Origin of the sequence: Mobilisporobacter senegalensis, assembly GCF_003752155.1 — a bacterium.
GTDB classification, from domain to species: Bacteria; Bacillota; Clostridia; order Lachnospirales; family Lachnospiraceae; genus Mobilisporobacter; species Mobilisporobacter senegalensis.
Genome location: NZ_RJVG01000003.1, coordinates 396,410 through 415,068, shown reverse-complemented (window position 1 = coordinate 415,068; position 18,659 = coordinate 396,410). Strand labels below are relative to the sequence as shown.

General features: G+C 32.2%; 18 protein-coding genes. 16 read left to right on the top strand and 2 right to left on the bottom strand.

Annotation, left to right across the window (positions count from 1 at the left end; genetic code table 11):
• Nucleotides 1–188 precede the first annotated feature (188 nt).
• The 16 genes from EDD66_RS07300 (at nt 189) to EDD66_RS07225 (ending at nt 16,194) form a co-directional block, all read left to right on the top strand.
• The gene (locus EDD66_RS07300; protein WP_123608897.1) at nt 189–1,232 is read left to right on the top strand and encodes a LysM peptidoglycan-binding domain-containing protein; all 1,044 of its coding nucleotides are present in this window, start codon (nt 189–191) and stop codon (nt 1,230–1,232) included.
• A gap of 369 nt (nt 1,233–1,601) precedes the next feature.
• Nucleotides 1,602–2,537 (top strand): magnesium transporter CorA family protein, encoded by a 936-nt coding sequence (locus EDD66_RS07295; RefSeq protein WP_123608896.1) that lies wholly within the window; start codon nt 1,602–1,604, stop codon nt 2,535–2,537.
• 15 nt (nt 2,538–2,552) lie between these two features.
• Complete coding sequence (locus EDD66_RS07290; RefSeq protein ID WP_123608895.1) at nt 2,553–3,401, top strand: rhomboid family intramembrane serine protease; 849 nt, start codon at nt 2,553–2,555, stop codon at nt 3,399–3,401.
• 127 nt (nt 3,402–3,528) lie between these two features.
• Nucleotides 3,529–4,941, top strand: coding sequence for a hypothetical protein (locus EDD66_RS07285; RefSeq protein ID WP_123608894.1), 1,413 nt, complete (start codon nt 3,529–3,531; stop codon nt 4,939–4,941).
• A gap of 52 nt (nt 4,942–4,993) precedes the next feature.
• On the top strand, nt 4,994–5,311 hold the full coding sequence (locus EDD66_RS07280; protein ID WP_123608893.1) for a hypothetical protein: 318 nt from the start codon (nt 4,994–4,996) through the stop codon (nt 5,309–5,311).
• A gap of 16 nt (nt 5,312–5,327) precedes the next feature.
• Nucleotides 5,328–6,422, top strand: coding sequence for a DUF2953 domain-containing protein (locus tag EDD66_RS07275; protein ID WP_170164278.1), 1,095 nt, complete (start codon nt 5,328–5,330; stop codon nt 6,420–6,422).
• Entirely contained in the window at nt 6,422–6,844 is a 423-nt protein-coding gene (locus EDD66_RS07270) for a GerW family sporulation protein (RefSeq protein WP_123608891.1), read from the top strand. Before EDD66_RS07275 ends, EDD66_RS07270 begins: the two co-directional genes overlap by 1 nt.
• 190 nt (nt 6,845–7,034) lie before the next feature.
• Nucleotides 7,035–7,220, top strand: a complete 186-nt coding sequence (gene rpmB / locus EDD66_RS07265; protein WP_123608890.1) for a 50S ribosomal protein L28 — start codon at nt 7,035–7,037, stop codon at nt 7,218–7,220.
• A 571-nt stretch (nt 7,221–7,791) separates the two neighbouring features.
• Nucleotides 7,792–8,148 carry an Asp23/Gls24 family envelope stress response protein gene (locus EDD66_RS07260; protein WP_123608889.1) on the top strand — a complete coding sequence of 119 codons (357 nt, stop codon included), beginning with the start codon at nt 7,792–7,794 and terminating at the stop codon, nt 8,146–8,148.
• 52 nt (nt 8,149–8,200) lie between these two features.
• Complete coding sequence (locus tag EDD66_RS07255) at nt 8,201–9,871, top strand: DAK2 domain-containing protein (RefSeq protein WP_123608888.1); 1,671 nt, start codon at nt 8,201–8,203, stop codon at nt 9,869–9,871.
• A gap of 66 nt (nt 9,872–9,937) precedes the next feature.
• Nucleotides 9,938–11,977, top strand: a complete 2,040-nt coding sequence (gene recG / locus EDD66_RS07250; RefSeq protein WP_123608887.1) for an ATP-dependent DNA helicase RecG — start codon at nt 9,938–9,940, stop codon at nt 11,975–11,977.
• A gap of 154 nt (nt 11,978–12,131) precedes the next feature.
• Entirely contained in the window at nt 12,132–13,700 is a 1,569-nt protein-coding gene (locus EDD66_RS18695; RefSeq protein WP_243115323.1) for an AAA family ATPase, read from the top strand.
• Nucleotides 13,701–13,937: 237 nt separating this feature from the next.
• Nucleotides 13,938–14,135, top strand: coding sequence for an alpha/beta-type small acid-soluble spore protein (locus EDD66_RS07240; RefSeq protein WP_123608885.1), 198 nt, complete (start codon nt 13,938–13,940; stop codon nt 14,133–14,135).
• A gap of 273 nt (nt 14,136–14,408) precedes the next feature.
• The gene (gene rsmD / locus EDD66_RS07235) at nt 14,409–14,978 is read left to right on the top strand and encodes a 16S rRNA (guanine(966)-N(2))-methyltransferase RsmD (RefSeq protein ID WP_123608884.1); all 570 of its coding nucleotides are present in this window, start codon (nt 14,409–14,411) and stop codon (nt 14,976–14,978) included.
• On the top strand, nt 14,978–15,478 hold the full coding sequence (coaD, locus tag EDD66_RS07230) for a pantetheine-phosphate adenylyltransferase (RefSeq protein WP_123608883.1): 501 nt from the start codon (nt 14,978–14,980) through the stop codon (nt 15,476–15,478). Before rsmD ends, coaD begins: the two co-directional genes overlap by 1 nt.
• A gap of 44 nt (nt 15,479–15,522) precedes the next feature.
• Nucleotides 15,523–16,194, top strand: a complete 672-nt coding sequence (locus EDD66_RS07225) for an ATPase (RefSeq protein WP_123608882.1) — start codon at nt 15,523–15,525, stop codon at nt 16,192–16,194.
• Between the two features lie 6 nt (nt 16,195–16,200).
• Here EDD66_RS07225 and EDD66_RS07220 read toward each other — a convergent pair whose 3' ends face one another.
• Nucleotides 16,201–17,193, bottom strand: coding sequence for a hypothetical protein (locus tag EDD66_RS07220; RefSeq protein ID WP_123608881.1), 993 nt, complete (start codon nt 17,191–17,193; stop codon nt 16,201–16,203).
• A 99-nt stretch (nt 17,194–17,292) separates the two neighbouring features.
• The gene (locus EDD66_RS07215; RefSeq protein WP_123608880.1) at nt 17,293–18,534 is read right to left on the bottom strand and encodes a nucleotidyltransferase; all 1,242 of its coding nucleotides are present in this window, start codon (nt 18,532–18,534) and stop codon (nt 17,293–17,295) included.
• Nucleotides 18,535–18,659: the final 125 nt, after the last annotated feature.

Here is an 18,659-nt window from a genome sequence, read left to right as displayed (position 1 = left end):
AAAAAATCTTAATTCAACATTTAATAAGTAAAAATTCTCTTAACATATTATTAATATGCAAATAGTTCATTTTTTGACATCATTTTCTGTATATTCTTTCAGTAGATAATTCTTTATAGATTTTATCACAAGTAGACATCTAAAAGAATATTATGATATTGATATAATATTAGGAAAGAGTGAAAATTATGAATTTTCTTCATTGCGAAGGTATGGTATACAATATCAAAAGAGGAGATACGCTGTATAGTATAAGTAGAAGATATAATATACCACTAGCAATGCTGCTTCGAGCTAATCCATTCGCAGATATGTACAATCTTCAGGTTGGAGATGAAATTTGTATACCATTAGTGAACAATAATAATGGAAGGGCAGTTGAAGTAGAGGTCCAAAGGCCAACAATGCCAACAGCTCCAACGGCACCAACAGGAACGGCCAGACCAACGACTGTAACGATGCCAACAGCACCAACAGGAAATAGAAATGGAAATGGAAATGGAAACAGTGGCGGAACAGTACGTCCGACAATGCCGACAGGAACAGTGAGACCAACGGCTCCAACAATACCAACAGGAACAGGAAACGGTGGCGGAACAGTAAATCCAGCAATACCAACAGGAACAGCCAGGCCAACGACTGTAACAATGCCGACAACACCAGCGATGCCAACAATGCCAACAATGCCAACGATGCCAACGATGCCAACAATGCCAACAATGCCAACAATGCCGACAATGCCAGCGATGCCAACGATACCAGCGATGCCAACAATGCCGACGATACCAACAACGCCGACGATGCCAACAATGCCAATGATGCCAACGATGCCAACAATGCCAACAATGCCAACGATGCCGACAACACCAGCGATGCCAACAATACCGACGATACCAACAACGCCAACAATACCGGTGCCAACTACTTTTGGTCGAAGAGCTACTATGATGTCTACAGTACGACAAGCTCAAAATAATAATGGTACCAGAATAGCGATTCCTATTTCAGCTCCTACTGAACGGTCCAATAACATAATGGCATATGTAGTAAAAGATATGGATACAATTCAGGATATCTTAGATCAGTTTAACATGGAACTGGAGGAATTATTATTATATAATAATTTAGAAGATATTATGTTAAAACCAGGTTCAACAATCAATGTAACTATGAATGATGGCGTGGACAGAAATAATATGAATGGAAACACAAATCAAAATATAAATAGATAATAAGGATTCCAGGACATAGTAGCTGTTTGCTTCCACTTTATAGGTGAGAGTGTTACAGCTACTAGTCATAAGATAAAATATAAGGAATCAATTTGAAATATGTTTGACAAAGCAATCTATAAAACATATAATGAATAGGATGAAATAAACATATTACATGGACAAACATTAAAGATAAAGTTGAAAGGATGTGATTATATGGAAACGGGACCGAGTAGTAGTATAAAACATAGCAACAATACGAAAAATATAATCATAAACTGCATACGAGGGTAGTGCATATTCATCATATATCTTTAATTTAAACTGTTAAGGTTATTTATGATTCATTATGGCTGCCTGTAATTTGGCAGTAATAAGGAGATAACTATGTTAACAGTATATAAAACTTTTGAAGATGGCTTCCGTCAAATTAATGATATGCAAGAAGGATGCTGGGTTGCATTAACAGATCCGTCAGCAACAGAATTATTGGAGGTTTCAGAGCGCTTTACAATTGATATTGACGATTTAAGAGCGCCTCTGGATGAGGAAGAACGTCCCAGAATTGAAATTGAAGAGGATTATACACTAATTATTGTGGATGTTCCTAGTCTGGAAGAGAGAAATGAAAAAGATAGATATGCTACAATGCCTTTGGCTATTATAATAGCAAGGGATGCTATTATTACTATATGCCTTGAAGAAACATCGGTATTAAAAGGCTTTATGGATGGAAGAGTCAGAGACTTCTATACCTTTAAAAAAACAAGATTTATTCTGCAGATCTTATATCGTAATGCAACTGTATTCCTGCAGCACTTACGTATAATAGACCGAAGAAGTGAAGAGATAGAGAAGAAATTACATATCTCTACAAAAAATCGTGAATTAATTGAATTACTTGAATTAGAAAAAAGCTTGGTATACTTTTCAACTTCATTAAGAGCCAACGAAGTTGTATTGGAAAAATTATTAAGAAGTAAAAGTATTAAACAATATCCGGAAGACACAGAATTACTGGAAGATGTTATTATTGAAAATAAACAGGCTATTGAAATGGCTAATATTTACAGCAACATACTTAGCGGGACTATGGATGCATTTGCATCTGTAATTTCTAATAATCTTAATATAGTTATGAAGTTTTTAGCATCTGTTACTATTGCTTTATCCATTCCTTCAATGATATCAGGATTTTTTGGAATGAACGTAAATGGAATACCAGCAGCACAAAATCCCAACGGTTTTCTCATTGTAACTGTCGCTTCTTTTGTTATAACTGGAATCGTGGCATTTTTATTGGCAAAAAAAGATTTATTTTAAACGAAAGGTGACCCTATGAATTTTTTGAATAAACTTGAAAGAAAATTTGGAAGATATGCAATTCACAATTTCATATATTATATTATTGTCATAAATGTGGGCGGAGCAATTTTAACGACCATTAATCCTTCTTTTTATAATACTTATCTTAGCTTAGATATAGGTAAGATATTTGAAGGACAAGTATGGAGACTGCTTACTTTTATTATACAACCAAGTATCTTGTCAGGTGGATCAAGTATCTTGTTTTTTGCATTAGAGATGTATCTTTATTATATAATAGGAAATGCATTAGAGAATGCATGGGGAGCATTTCGTTTTAATTTATATTATATTTCAGGTTTATTGTTTAATATATTAGCTGCAGTAATATTATATCTATTCATACCGATACCGTACCCAAATGGTTTAACTTATATTTATCAATCCATGTTTTTTGCATTTGCAGTATTATATCCGAATATGCAATTTTTAATATTCTTTATCATACCGGTGAAAGTAAAATGGTTAGCCTATCTATATGGTGCATTTATTGGATATGAAGTGATATCAAGTTTTACAATGGGTATTTATGGAGTTGCCAATGCCATTTCCATATTAGTAGCATTAGCAAACTTTTTAATATTCTTTTTATATACCAGAAATTATAAAAAAATATCACCAAGAGAAATGAAACGAAAAGCAACTTTTAAAAAAGAAGTAAAGAGAGCATCGTCCATAACCAGGCATAAATGCGCGGTTTGTGGAAAAACAGAGCTTGATGATGAAAATTTAGAGTTTCGTTTCTGCTCAAAATGTGACGGTAATTATGAATATTGTATGGAGCATCTATTCACTCATGAACATGTACATCATGATAGATAATGCATTTTTTACATCGAAGTGATTTTGGTGTCTATTATTAAGTAATAGACACCAATTTTAGTTACAGCTCAGTTGAGCTTATAGCTGAACTGCAACCTATTTTAGACATTACTTTGGAGGAAAAGTTATGAATATTAAGATGGATAGTATTTTAAAGGAGATTAATAATGGGAAGAATCTAGAAATGAACCTGCCAAGATTTAGTCAAAGATTAATGAATGACTATTATGAATATGCTTTGGTACGTCTGGTTATGAACTATTTCACATTCTATGAAGTTGTAAGAGACAAGGAAAATCCTCAGATCAAAAATGTAAAGAGTATTATGAAATCAATTCACAGTATTATGAAGGATGCTTATCTTTCACAATTTAATGGAGAGCTCATAGAAGATTCCGTAAGGAAGTTAGATGGATCCAGATTAGAAATAATGAAAAAAATGGAGATTTTAACTGCATATACAGATACGTTGCAAATATATGAATACGTGCTAAATCGTTTGGAACTAAAATATGAAACTACAATCCCTGATATAGATAATGAAACAGCAGTGAAAGAGATTTTTAATTTTATATTTGCTGTAAAAGACAATATAATTATTAATGACAGAATGAAAGAAGTGATTGGACAACTTCCAATACGTATGGCAAAAACAAAATATTTTACTATTTTATCAGATAGTTTATCTATCTATAAAGGCTCTGATAAATCTTCTGTTGAAAACTATCTGTATATACTTAAAGCAAGTTCTATGTTATATAGTCCTGAGGGGATAGAAGAGGAATTTTCTGATTTAATTAGTTTAAAAGAGGAATTAGAGACAGCGGATTATAGGAATTTAGAGCATAAAACTTATAAAAGCTTATGTAAGAAACTAAATAAAGGTGCCGAATTTATAAGATATATGACTGATATATATATTCAATTGGAAGAGATTATCAACAATCTCTATGTAGTATTATTAGCATCTCCTTATGTTGATCAAACGGATGAAAAAACAGAAGAAGCATGTAAAAATATCCTATCTGAATTGAATCATAATTTTATGGATAATAATTTTGATGAAGATATAAAGCCATTAGTGGAAATGTTAGAGATGATAGAAGGAAAACAAGAAGAAATTGGATTTCATGTAGTAAAGTATGAAGGTTTTCTTCATGATATCAAGGAGAGACATACTCCATTTATTCATAGCATAATGTTAGGTAAAATCTATTCTTCTTTGTATACTTGCCAAAAATTATTGTCAACAAGTTTATTTATAGATATCAATAAGAACGATACGGAAGAATTGGCGGATGATAAATATATCACAACAGTTACAGAAGACTTTATTTTAGAATTAAAAGAATCATTTAAGCAGAAAAATCAGTTAGTAACCAGAGCAATTATGGCTAACACACTGAATAAGATGCCGGTTTTCTTTCATAGTTCCAATGAAGTGCTCGAATATATTATGAATTCGATATCCAGTTGCAATAATGAAGCAGAGAAAGCAGCCAGTATAAACATTATAAGACAATTGATGGAATCAATATAATGTTTACGCCAAATAAGATGAGCTTAATTTTGCTTGGCTTGGAGGACAAAATATGGTAAAATGGTATGATAATCTTTATGTAGATAAATTAATAGAGAATAAGCAGAAAAAAGTTATAAAAAGAATAAATGAGGGTAAATTATCCCTACATATTTATTGTATTACCTTTGCGTCCAATGGGAATAATCTCTTTGATATTATGAATGCCAATGAATTATTATTTGATTATTATAAAAGAAGAGAAATCTGTATTTTAGGACTTGCATTAGGAAGAGAAAGTGCGATTGAATTAGCTGCTGCAATGCTGGAAGAGATTTATAAGAATACTGGCGATTTTAAAGTAAGAGATTATTATAAATTTAATTCATGAGAAGGATATGTGATAGGTGGTAGATGACTGGATGCTTCATATTTTATTTTTTATATTAAAGACAATAGGTATCATATTAATATCGATTCTGGGAATTCTACTGATTCTTGCACTTATTGTATTATTTGTACCAATCCGCTATCAAGTAGAGGCTAAGAAATATGAAGATATCCAAGGATATGTAAAAGTACATTGGATATTAAGGATATTGTATTTTCGATTAAAATATGAGAAAGAAAAAATACAGTATCAGTTTCGGATATTTGGGTTTATTATTAAAGACAGCCATAGACCTGAAAAGATAAAATCGCAAAAAAGCAAAAGAGTAAAAAAAACAAAATCCAAGAGAAAACATAGCAAAGAAATTAAAAGAAGCAAGAAGGTAGCAAAGATTGAAAAAGGTGAAAATAAACATACTGCATTGGATATTCGTAATAATGAAGGATTAGATATCAGGGAAAATGAGGAAAAATCAAATGTCAGTTCAGAGAATGAGGAACAAAATAAAAATATTCAAGGGAATAATGAGAAGACTAAGAGTATTAGAGAAAACGATATTAAGGATTATCAGAAAAAAACTAATCTAGAAAATAAAAAAATATCAATATGGGAAAAACTACGTAGTAAAGTATATAATTTTTATCAAAAGATAAAAAATATTATTGCTAAAATACAAACCTTTTTTAACAGATTAAAACTTAAGTTAATAGAATTGAATCTTACCAGAGAATCTATAATTTATCGTTTTCATTTAATTAAAACATTCTTAACAGATGAAATAAATAAAGCAGGGATTAAAAAGATATGGCTAAGCATAAAAAAGATTACAAGACATATCTTTCCTAAAAGAGTAGAAGCAAATATACATTTTGGAACAGGAGATCCTTGCTCGACAGGCCAGGTGCTTGGAGTTATAAGTCTAACCTATCATCTTTATCAAAAAAGTGTTAAAATCATACCAGATTTTAATGAGGAAATATTAGAAGGCCATATAAATGCAAAAGGAAGAATTCGATTATTTACATTGGCAATAATATGTATTAAATTATTACTAGATAAGAATTTTAAACAATTATTAAAGAGTTATCAAGAACTTAAGGAGGAGTTATAATGGCAGAAAATAGTTTCAATTCAACAGTAGAGTCGTTATTTAAAGGAATGGATAGTTTTTTAACTACAAAGACAGTAGTAGGTGACGCCATTAAATTTGATGATGGTACGATTATATTACCTCTGGTAGATGTAAGCTTTGGTGTTGCAGCAGGAGCATTTGCTGAAGATAATAATAAAAAGAATAATGGGGGTGGCGGACTGGGTGGTAAAATATCTCCAAGTTCCGTTTTAGTGATTCAGAATGGTTCGGCAAGGTTAGTAAATGTTAAAAATCAGGATGTAGTGACTAAGGTATTGGATATGGTACCGGAATTTGTAAATAAATTCACAAAAGATAAAAAAGAAGATGACAATATTATGAGCAAAATGAATGAGATGAAAGTACCTGAAACGTCAGAGGATACAGAAGCTACAGACTAAAAAACTGTAGTTCAGCCATAAGCTCGATTTCTACTTTCTGCATGACTGAACTGTAATTAAAAAAATATAAAATGTACTTGCATTATTATAAGTCATCTGTTAAAATATACTTTGTCTGTAGGTCATGTGGCTGTATTCTTATGTAATTAGCCATATTGCTGGCCTAAATTACCTTAAGGAGGTGCTTTCAATGGCTAAATGTGCAATTTGCGAAAAAGCTGCTCACTTTGGAAACGCTGTGAGCCATTCACATAGAAGAAGTAATAAAATGTGGAAATCTAATGTTAAATCTGTAAGAGTTAAGATTAATGGTAATGCAAAGAAGATGTATGTTTGTACTTCTTGCCTTAAATCAGGTTTAGTTGAACGTGCTTAATTTGTAAAGACAATTTCTTGCAAAATGAAAAAGGACGGTTCTTTTCAATAAGAACCGTCCTTTCTTGTGTATTTGTACGAATAGTTTCGTGTAAGGGTTATTGTTTTCTGATAAGCCGAAAAAAGTATTTTTATGAACAAAACAGGTTATAGCCCAGGATTAAGCATAATAATATAATACATATGGCAATAATACCATTAGTCATAAATAACATAATAGTCATTCCAATAGCTATCCAAAATAAAATAAATCCCAACATTTTTTTCATAATAGCACATCCAGACATGGTGTTAGATATACTATTATATATGTAATAATTAAAAATGGTATTCCATTTTTATGAAAAAGAGGGTATAATACTCGTGAAAGCAATTTTGCTTGCTTGCAAGGGCAAAATTGCTCACGGGTCATAAATACGCAGTATTTATGGCAAAACGAGTGAAAGCAATCACTTGCTTGCAAGGGCAATTAATTGAAGGCGATAAGAAAATAGATTATGGTTGGTGTATATACGATTTTAAAAAATAAGAGAGAGTAAAATCTCAAAATATATCGAAATTGGAGGGTTAATATGAAAGGACATATGAATACTCAAATAGGTGAAGTGCTAATTGATAATGAAGTAATTGCTAAATATGCTGGTTCAGCTGCCATTGAATGTTTTGGTGTTGTAGGAATGGCTACGATCAGCATGAAAGATGGAATTGTAAAACTTCTAAAACGTGAGAACTTAAGCCAAGGTGTTAATGTTGTGATCGAAGATAACAAGATTAATATTGACTTACACATTATAGTAGCATATGGAGTAAGTATTTCTGCAGTTGGCGAGAACTTAATCAGTAATGTGAAATATAAAGTTAGTGAGTTTACAGGTATGGAAGTAGAAAAAATATATATCTATGTTGAAGGTGTGCGTGTGATGGATTAATCTACAACATATCTTATTTTAAGTGTAGTCATATTTAAGGAGGAACAAACCAGTGGTTATTAATACAATAGATGCGAAAATGCTTCAGAAAATGTTTCTTGCAGGAGCTAAAAGCATTGAGGCTAGAAAAGAAGAAATAAATGAATTGAATGTTTTCCCGGTACCAGACGGTGATACCGGAACAAACATGACATTAACAATAATGGCAGCAGCAAAAGAAGTAAGCAGTATTACAGATCCTACAATCAATACACTTGCAAAAGCAATTTCAAGTGGCTCTTTACGTGGAGCAAGAGGAAATTCAGGTGTTATACTTTCACAGTTATTTCGTGGATTTACAAGAGAAATCCAAGATGTAAAAGAGATAAATGTTACTGTAATGTCAAATGCTTTTCAAAAGGCTGTTGAAACTGCTTATAAAGCGGTCATGAAACCAAAAGAAGGTACAATCTTAACAGTTGCCAGAGGCGGAGCAGAGAAAGCAGCAGAACTGGTATCTAAAACGGATGATTTAGTGTATTTTGGTTCTGAAGTACTTAAGCATATGGAAATTGTATTAAGCCAGACTCCTGAAATGCTTCCAGTTTTAAAAGAAGCCGGTGTTGTAGATTCTGGTGGAGAAGGTTTATTAACAATATTAAAAGGTGCATATGATGCATTACTTGGTAAAGAAGTTAATTTTGAAGTGGCAGCTGCAAAGAAGACAGCTACCCTTGTTATAGATAATAGCAGTTCTGCAGATATTAAATTTGGATATTGTACTGAATTTATAATAATGTTGGAAAAAGAATATAATTCAAAGACAGAACAGGAATTTAAGAGTTATTTAGAATCCATTGGTGATTCTATTGTTGCTGTTTCTGATGACGACATTGTTAAAGTCCATGTACATACCAATGATCCTGGACTTGCAATTCAAAAAGCTCTGACTTATGGTTCTCTTACCAATATGAAGATTGATAACATGAGAGAAGAGCATAATGAGAAATTAATCAAAGATGCTGAGAAAATTGCTGCTAAGGAAGAACAAGAGAAAAAAGAGGCTCTAAAAAACACACCAAGAAAAGAAGTTGGGTTTATAGCAGTATCTGTAGGCGATGGAATTAATGAAATATTCAAGGGATTAGGAGTAGATTATCTGATTCAAGGTGGTCAGACTATGAATCCAAGTACAGAAGATATGTTAAATGCAATCGACCAAGTAAATGCGGATACTATCTTTATTTTACCGAATAACAAGAATATCATTCTGGCTGCAGAACAAGCAAAAGAGTTAACAGAAGATAAGCAAATCATTGTCATCCCTTCAAAAACAATACCTCAGGGTATTACTGCAGTTATTAACTTTGTTTTTGATAAATCTCCGGAAGAAAACGAACAAAGAATGTTAGAAGAGATGCATAATGTTAAGAGTGGTCAGGTTACTTATGCTGTTCGTGATACAAGTATTGATGGAAAAGAAATAAAACAAGGTGACATCATGGGAATTGGAGATAAATCGATTCTTTCAGTTGGTCAAGGTATTAATAATGTTACCCTTGAGTTAATAGATTGTCTTGTTGATGAAGATTCAGAATTAGTAAGTTTATATTATGGTGAAGAAGTATCAGAGGATGCAGCGAATGAACTTGCGGATCATATTATGGAAAAACACCCTGATCTGGATGTAGAAATCCATTCAGGTGGTCAACCAATTTATTACTTTATATTATCTGTTGAATAAATTAGTATGGGGCTGTTGCTTAACAGCCTCATTTTTGTCAATTTTGAGTTAACAGGAGGTGAGAAAATGGAAGGAAAGGATTCTATTGGTGTAATCAAGGGAATTGGTGAGAAAACAGAGAAGAACCTAAATAAACTTGATATATACACAATAAATGACCTATTGGAACATTACCCCAGAGGGTATGATGTATATGAAGGAATTATACCAATCATTACTGCAAAAGAAGGGGAAATCATGGCTATTGAGGCATCCCTTGAAAAATCAGTACAGACGAAAAAAGTTAGAAATCTTACGATTGTAAGCTGTACAGTGAAAGATCAATCTGGATTCATGAATCTTACCTGGTTTAATATGCCATTTTTAAAAAATTCACTAAAACTTGGAACCCATTATATCTTTCGGGGAAGAGTTGTTCGTAAAAATGGGATATTAGTAATAGAACAGCCGGCCATACTCAGTAAAGAAGAATTTTATAACAGATTAAATGTATTACAGCCTGTGTATCCATTAACAGCCGGTATTACGAATCATACTATCTCTAAAGCAGTGAAGCAAGTGCTGGCACAGATTAATTTAACAGAGGATTATCTTCCAAAACAGATTCGTAAAAATTACAATTTAGTTACCTACAATCAAGCAATCAGGGAAATTCATTTTCCAAAAGATAAAGAGCATATGATGAAAGCCAGAAAAAGAATTATTTTTGATGAATTTTTCTTATTTACATTAGCCCTTAACAAATTAAAAGAAAGCAAAGGAAAAAATCAAAGTAATTATATCCTAAAAAATACAAAAGAGTGTGAAGAATTAGTTAAGGAGTTACCTTATGAATTAACCAATGCTCAAAAAAAGGTCTGGAGAGAAATTCAAAACGATGTAGGAAATGGCACAATTATGAACCGCTTAATTCAAGGGGATGTTGGATCTGGTAAAACAATTGTGGCAGTCTTGGCACTACTTATGGCGGCTAAAAATGGTTATCAGGGAACGCTCATGGTACCTACGGAGGTATTAGCCAGACAGCATTATGAATCTTTAGAAGAATTATTTACTTCTTATGGAGTTAAGGTATGTTTATTAGTTGGTTCTATGACAATTAAAGAAAAAAGAGAAGCCTATGAGAGGATAAAATCTCATAAGGTGGATATTATCGTTGGAACACATGCTTTAATCCAAGAAAAAGTAGAATATGATCAATTAGCTTTAGTCATTACAGATGAGCAGCACCGTTTTGGAGTAAGGCAAAGAGAAGCGATGGCAAACAAGGGATTGGAACCACATATATTAGTCATGAGTGCAACTCCGATACCAAGAACTTTGGCGATTATTCTATATGGAGATCTGGATATCTCAATCATTGATGAATTGCCATCCAACCGATTATCAATTAAGAACTGTGTTGTGAATTCAGGCTATCGTCCAACTGCATATAAATTTATAGAAAAAGAAGTTTTAGCCGGAAGACAAGCTTATGTAATATGTCCTATGGTAGAAGAAAGTGAAATGATTGAGGCAGAAAATGTAATTGAATATACCGATAAGTTAAAAGATACATTGCCTGGTTCAATTAATATAGAATATTTACATGGTAAGATGAAGGCCAAAGAAAAGAATGATATTATGGACCGGTTCAAAAAAAATGAAATTCAGGTATTGGTTTCCACGACAGTTATTGAAGTAGGAGTAAATGTTCCCAATGCTACAGTAATAATGATTGAGAATGCAGAGCGTTTTGGGCTTGCAGGACTTCATCAGCTTCGCGGACGTGTTGGCAGGGGTAAATATCAATCTTATTGTATTCTTGTAAGTGGTTCTGACAGCAAGGAAACCAAAGAGCGTTTGGAAATATTGAATAAATCCAATGATGGATTTTTTATTGCCAGTGAAGATTTAAAATTAAGAGGGCCTGGAGATATGTTTGGAGTAAAGCAAAGTGGAATTATGGAGTTCAAATTAGGGGACATCTATACAGATGCAACTATATTAAAAAATGCGAATGAAGCAGCAAAAACGATGTCAGAAGCAGATATTGCACAGATATGCAAAAAACAACCAAATCTTGGTGAAAAAATCATGAGTTACTCTGGAAATACATTACTCTAATTTCAGAAATTATATTTTTATTTTTTAAAATTTATAGTACAATATTAAGGAGTGGGAAGAAATCTTTCAACTTTGATTTAAGGATCCAATGGATATGCAAGTATGTTCGATTAAGTCATATCAAAATCTGATAAATACGACACGGGGTGAAAACATGCATTCTTATACAAACAGTAGATTGTACACAATTGCAAAAAACAATTATATATTATTGACAAAGTATTGTGGTCTTTTATCAAATGAGGGTTATTGGGATAATCCGGAATCTGTGCTGCAAAAATCTATCTATGAAATGTTAGATATATATGTTCAGTCTGTTTTAATAAATCTTTCAGTATATTGTAATAAAACAGATGATGAGATAAAAAACTTTATCATATCTATTCCTAATACAAATGCAATTATGTACCCTGCTGATGAGGAACCAACGACAGAAATTTTGAATCATGCGAAGAAAATCATGAATGCTCCACCAATTATACTTCAACTGTGTGGACTGAGAGATTCCCAGAAAAATACGAATTTAACGGTTGTATTCTTTGATGCAATGCTGAATATTTTATTAGCAATGTCATACTTAAATAATTCAAAAGATATGTATGTTATGAAGTATATTCAGGAGTATTATAAGAAAATCAGTGCTTTTTTAGATACCAAAGCAAAAAATAATTCTAAAATTGATGATAAGTATATTTTTCGTAAGATTTGTGATGATCAGTTCAATATAAATTTCGAACTATTAGAGTCAAGTACACAAAGCAGCAGTAAAAGTTCAATACAGGATCATAAACAAGAGGATTCCCATTCTCATATCGAAGGAAAGACTAATCATAAGGATAATATGAGCTTACAAGAGATGAGTAAAGAAGAAGTAAAAAATGATATTCAGGAGACGGAACAAGAAGATAATTTAGACAGTCTGCTTACAGAATTAAATGAATTAGTTGGTCTATCCAATGTGAAAGAAGAAATTAATTCTTTAATAAATTTAATTAAAGTAAGAAAATTAAGGGAAACTTATAATATGCCTCAGATGGATATGTCTTTTCATATGGTATTCACAGGAAATCCGGGAACAGGAAAAACTACAGTAGCCAGATTAATTGCAAAAATATATAAAGAATTAGGGCTCCTATCAGATGGGAACCTGGTTGAAACAGACCGTGCCGGCCTGGTTGCCGGATATGTTGGCCAAACTGCGTTAAAAGTAAAAGAGGTAGTAGAAAAAGCAATTGGTGGCGTATTGTTCATTGATGAAGCGTATTCGTTAACCAATGGAGTTGGTTCTAATGATTTTGGCAGTGAGGCAATCGATACTTTAGTTAAAATGATGGAAGATAACAGGGATAATCTGGTAGTCATCGTAGCAGGATATAAGAAAGAGATGGAAAACTTCTTGAAATCTAATACAGGTTTGATTTCAAGATTTAATAAATTTCTTGAATTTTCTGATTATACAACAGAGGATCTTATTGATATCTTGAATACCATGGCGAAAAGAACAGATTTAAAAATTTCTGAAGATGCTACGCTGGAAGTGAAAGATAAACTTAACACAATGCCAAAATCTAAATTAAAAATATTTGGCAATGCCCGTGGGATTCGAAATGTATTTGAAAAAATCATTGTAAATCAGGCAAATCGTCTGGTTACAATAGATGCCCCAACGAAAGACGAGTTAACGCAGATTATAAAAGATGATGTGATTGGAGCAGTAAATTGATTTGATCAAAATATTTAAGTAGAAAAAATTACCAGTGTATATATAAATATATTGCGCATAATAATAGCGTAACTTAATAACATCACTATATTATTTTGAGAGCATCATAAAAAATTTATCGTAAATAAGATAAAACAATTGTGAAAGAGTATTTATATCAAAAATGAAATAGTCATTATGATTTAATGAAATATCATTTAACCGCATCTCTCAAAATAACAAATGGAGGAGTTTATTATGTCACGTCAAAGAACGCAAGTCCCTGAAGCGAGAGAAGCATTAAACAGATTTAAGATGGAAGTTGCGAACGAAATCGGTGTTCCATTATCAAATGGTTACAACGGTGATTTAACTTCTAAACAAAATGGATCTGTCGGTGGAGAAATGGTTCGTCAGATGATTAAGAGACAAGAAGAGTCAATGGCTGGTAAATAAGCAACTCAAAACAACTGAATATAATTAATTAAATAAAAAGAAGGCTGCTTAATTTTAAGCAGCCTTCTTTTTCAAATTATTTGTTGTAATTCAATCAAAAAATGATTACTATTATCGGAATAATTGGGGAATTTTTTAAAGTATTTCTTGAATTTTGATACAATTTGATATAAACTGTACACTATAAAGTAAAAATTAATTCAGATATGATATGAACTATAACTGAGTTTTAATGATAATTGTTAGTTTTACTAAAGTAAAAGGAATGATGTAATGAGAGTGATTGCTGGTAGTGCCAGACGTGTCCAGTTAAAAACGGTGGAAGGGTTAGAAACGAGACCTACCACAGATAGAATAAAAGAAACTTTATTTAATATGATTCATCCTATTTTGTATGATACAAACTTTCTTGATTTATTTAGTGGAAGCGGTGCGATTGGGATTGAGGCACTGAGCCGTGGGGCACGAAAGGCTTCTTTTGTTGAGAACAATAAAATAGCAGTATCTTGTATTAAAAGTAATTTAGATGCAACAAAATTAATGGAGAAGGCAGAAATATACAATAATGATATTTTGTCTGGCCTTAGAATGATGGAATCAAAAAAAGAAAGCTTTGACATCATATTTATGGATCCTCCTTATAATCAGGATTATGAAAAAGAGATATTGGATTATCTTAATAACTCCATTCTGATTCATGTGGATACGACTATAATAGTGGAGGCATCCATAAATACAGAATTTAATTATATTGAAGACAGTAACTTCGAAATTCAAAAGATAAAAAATTATAAAACCAATAAGCATGTGTTTATTCGCAGGAAGACTGGAAAGGAAATTTAATGAGAATCGGTATATACCCAGGAAGTTTTGATCCTGTAACATTAGGACATCTTGATATTATCATTCGTTCTTCAAGGCTGGTAGATAAATTAGTAATTGGTGTATTGATCAACAGTTCTAAAAACCCATTGTTTACTGTACAAGAACGTGTTAATATGTTAAAAGAAGTAACAAAATCCATGCCCAATGTAGAAGTAGAAGCTTTTGAAGGACTATTGGTAGATTTTGCAGATTTAAAAAAAGCTGATATTATAGTACGTGGACTTAGGGCAGTCACAGATTTTGAATATGAATTACAGATAGCACAGATTAATCATAAAGTAAATCCAAGAATTGATACTGTTTTCTTAACTACCAGTGTTGAGTTTGCATATTTAAGTTCCAGTGTCGTGCGGGAAATTGCCATGTATAATGGGCGAATAGATGAGTTAGTTCCGAAAGAAATCGTAGATAAGGTGTATCAAAAATATAAAGACATAAAAAAATCTGATAGTATATAAACTGCTTTAGAAAAAGCATGAATGATTGATAGGAGAGTATAATTATGAGTACAAGTAAGATTGAACAATTGATTGAGGACATTTATGAATTTGTTGAAAGTTGTAAAATGCAGCCCCTTTCATCAACTAAAGTTATCGTACCAAAGGATGAACTTTATGATCTTTTAGATGAATTAAGACTTAGAACACCAGATGAAATTAAAAGATATCAGAAGATTATTGCAAACAGGGATGCCATTATTAATGATGCACAAGAGCAGGCAGCAACTATTTTAGCAGATGCCAGGGAAAGAACCAATGCACTGATTGATGAGCATGAAATAATGCAGCAGGCATACTATCAGGCAAATAGTGTTATTGAACAGGCCAATGAAGAAGCAAATAGAATTCTTCAGTCTGCAAATAATGATGCAAACCAAATCCGTACAGGAGCCCTTAGATACACAGAGGAAATGCTTTCTGAAGTTGAAAAAGTATTATCCAATGCTTATGAAAGCACAAGAACCAAATCAGAAAAGCTAGTGGATTCTTTAAAAGATAATCTTGATATCGTAGTGAACAACAAAAAAGAATTATGTGATCAGTTATATAGTTCTTCCAATGAAAAGGATGCAGAAGTACAAGCAGCTACTACATCCAATCAAGAGCAAGGGGAAGAAAATAGTAATGATGACTTTGAATTTGATGAAAATACTTTCATTGAAGATTTATATTAATACATATTATAAAAATATAAGAATATAGCAATATGAGATAATGGATGCAATTACTGCATTCATTATCTTTGTTTTTATGTAGATTTTGATTGACAGGTTTGATTGATGCAACACACTATACGTCTGAGCCAAGCTGGAAAATCCACCCAATGCGGTTATTGTAACAATTAAGAGAAATTTAGCGTGGAATGAAATATTAGCCCCACCGATTAGATAGGTTCCCGTTGTTATTTCCAGAATACCCATTATAAAAAGTCTTGTGAATTTTATGATTTCTAAAATAAAGGGAGGAGCATTTAAGTTATCAGTAGAAGTAATCGTTATCATAATATAGGAAATTACTGAAAACAGAATGATATAGCCGCCAACCTTGGTAATAACTTCAAAACCATTCATAATCGAATTATCTATGATTTCTCGAAAATTGAATGCTTTTTTTATATGAGAGCTTTGCTGCTGCATATCGTTATGGGCTGAAATATCCCATTGTAAATGAAATATTTTAAGACTTAGTAAAGAACTAACGAAGGAAGACATATAAATAATACCTAAGATGACATATTGAAGGGAAGGTTCTTTTAAGGTAGTAATCGCTATGTAATTGATGATATAGGTTATGCTTGCATTATTACATAATGCCAAAAGATACTGCCCCTCCGCTTTTGATATCTTCTTTAAGGTCACCATATCACCACAAGTTTTGGCACCAAGAGGATAACCAGACATTAAGCCTATGATAATCGGATAACAGCCATTTCTACTTACTTTAAATATTTTTTCAAAAACAGGGCGAAAGACGTTACATATATAATCAGTAATATTTAATTTAATTATGATGTTGGATACAATAATGAAAGGTAATAAATTAGGCAATACGGTGTTGAACCATAAAAGCAGTCCACTGGTTGCTCCTTTTATTGTAGCGATAGGATATATAAACATGAGTATTAAAAAAAGAACGAAACTTATATTTAATATTGATCTTTTAGAGACGTGCATTGATTACCCCCATTTAAGCATAATAAGACCCTGACACTATTAATACATATTTATGTCAGGGCTGTCTTTTTATACCTAAAGAGTTAGGAGCATTTTGTCCTAATCCTTAATTATAACACCTTTGGTATATTCATTATGTTGTCTGGCTTTATATTTTTCATAGATTATTTGATTATAGAGGTCAGCTGCAAATATATCCTGGGCTAACATAATATTACCAAGTTCTGATAGACTCTTATCGGCATCTGCTACTTTTGTGATTACAGGGATGGTATCCATATCTTTTATGATCCTGATTAATTTACTGGCCTCTTTTTTAAAACCAAGAAGCCTTGCATATTGGGAATAACCATTACAATTAAATTCATTAAAGTATTTCACTTTCATGTTAAGAAGAATATGCAGTAATGAACGATAGACTCTGGTTAAAGTAATTTGTTTGGTCTTTATGGCAAGAGATAAATCTGAAAAGGAATAAGTATCCTTTCTCAATTGATAGATCCTTTTGGCCAATTCAGAAGAAACATCCTGATATTCACTTAAACCGGAAGGGTTTTCTAATAATAATTTATATTGTAAAAGGAGGGAAAAATCATCTTCATAAATAGGTAATGTTTTGTTAAAATACTTTTCTAATATTCGATACACATCTGTTGGAACATTTGGCTGTATAAAACTTAGTGAATCAGTATTGGATATTGATGTACGGATTGCACTTGCAGAGCTTATTTTAGTATCCAGAGTAAGATCATGATATCCGGTAGAAATTCTTTTGATTGTATAAGGTATAATTTTACTGTCTAAACTATGAATAGCTTTAATATATTCAATTCCCAATATATTATTTGGGGAATTCAGCAATGAGGAGGTGTCGGTATCTACAGACCCATAAATATCTATAAGTGCCTGACTTCTGGCAGCAGGATAGGTAATCCCGGATTTCAATAATTTCCCAAGTCGATTTTTGAACTCAGGTGGTTCATTTAACAAGATATCAGCGATAATGCCCAATTTATGAACATCGCCACATTCACTTCCAAAACAGAGGCTGTCTACAATACCAATTTTATCTAAAATTGATATTGCGCCCAGGGCAAATGCTTCAGCACTTGCAGTAGCATAACAAACGGGAAGCTCAATTACGATATCAGCTCCTTGCCCTAAAGCAATTTGGGTACGAAGATATTTATCCATAAGAGCAGGAGTACCTCTTTGCACGAAATTACCACTCATTACTACAATGACATAATCTGCCCCTGTGACCCTTTTTGCTTCTTCTATATGTAATTGATGTCCGTAATGAAAAGGATTATATTCTGTAATAAGTCCAACAACTTTCATATCTATTTCCTCCAAGTCAAGTAAAATGAAATGAAACTAATTTTACTCGGCAGAATTTTCAAATGTGATGTACAAAGCAAATGTTAATCATTATGATAACAAGTATATCGTAAATTATCAATATC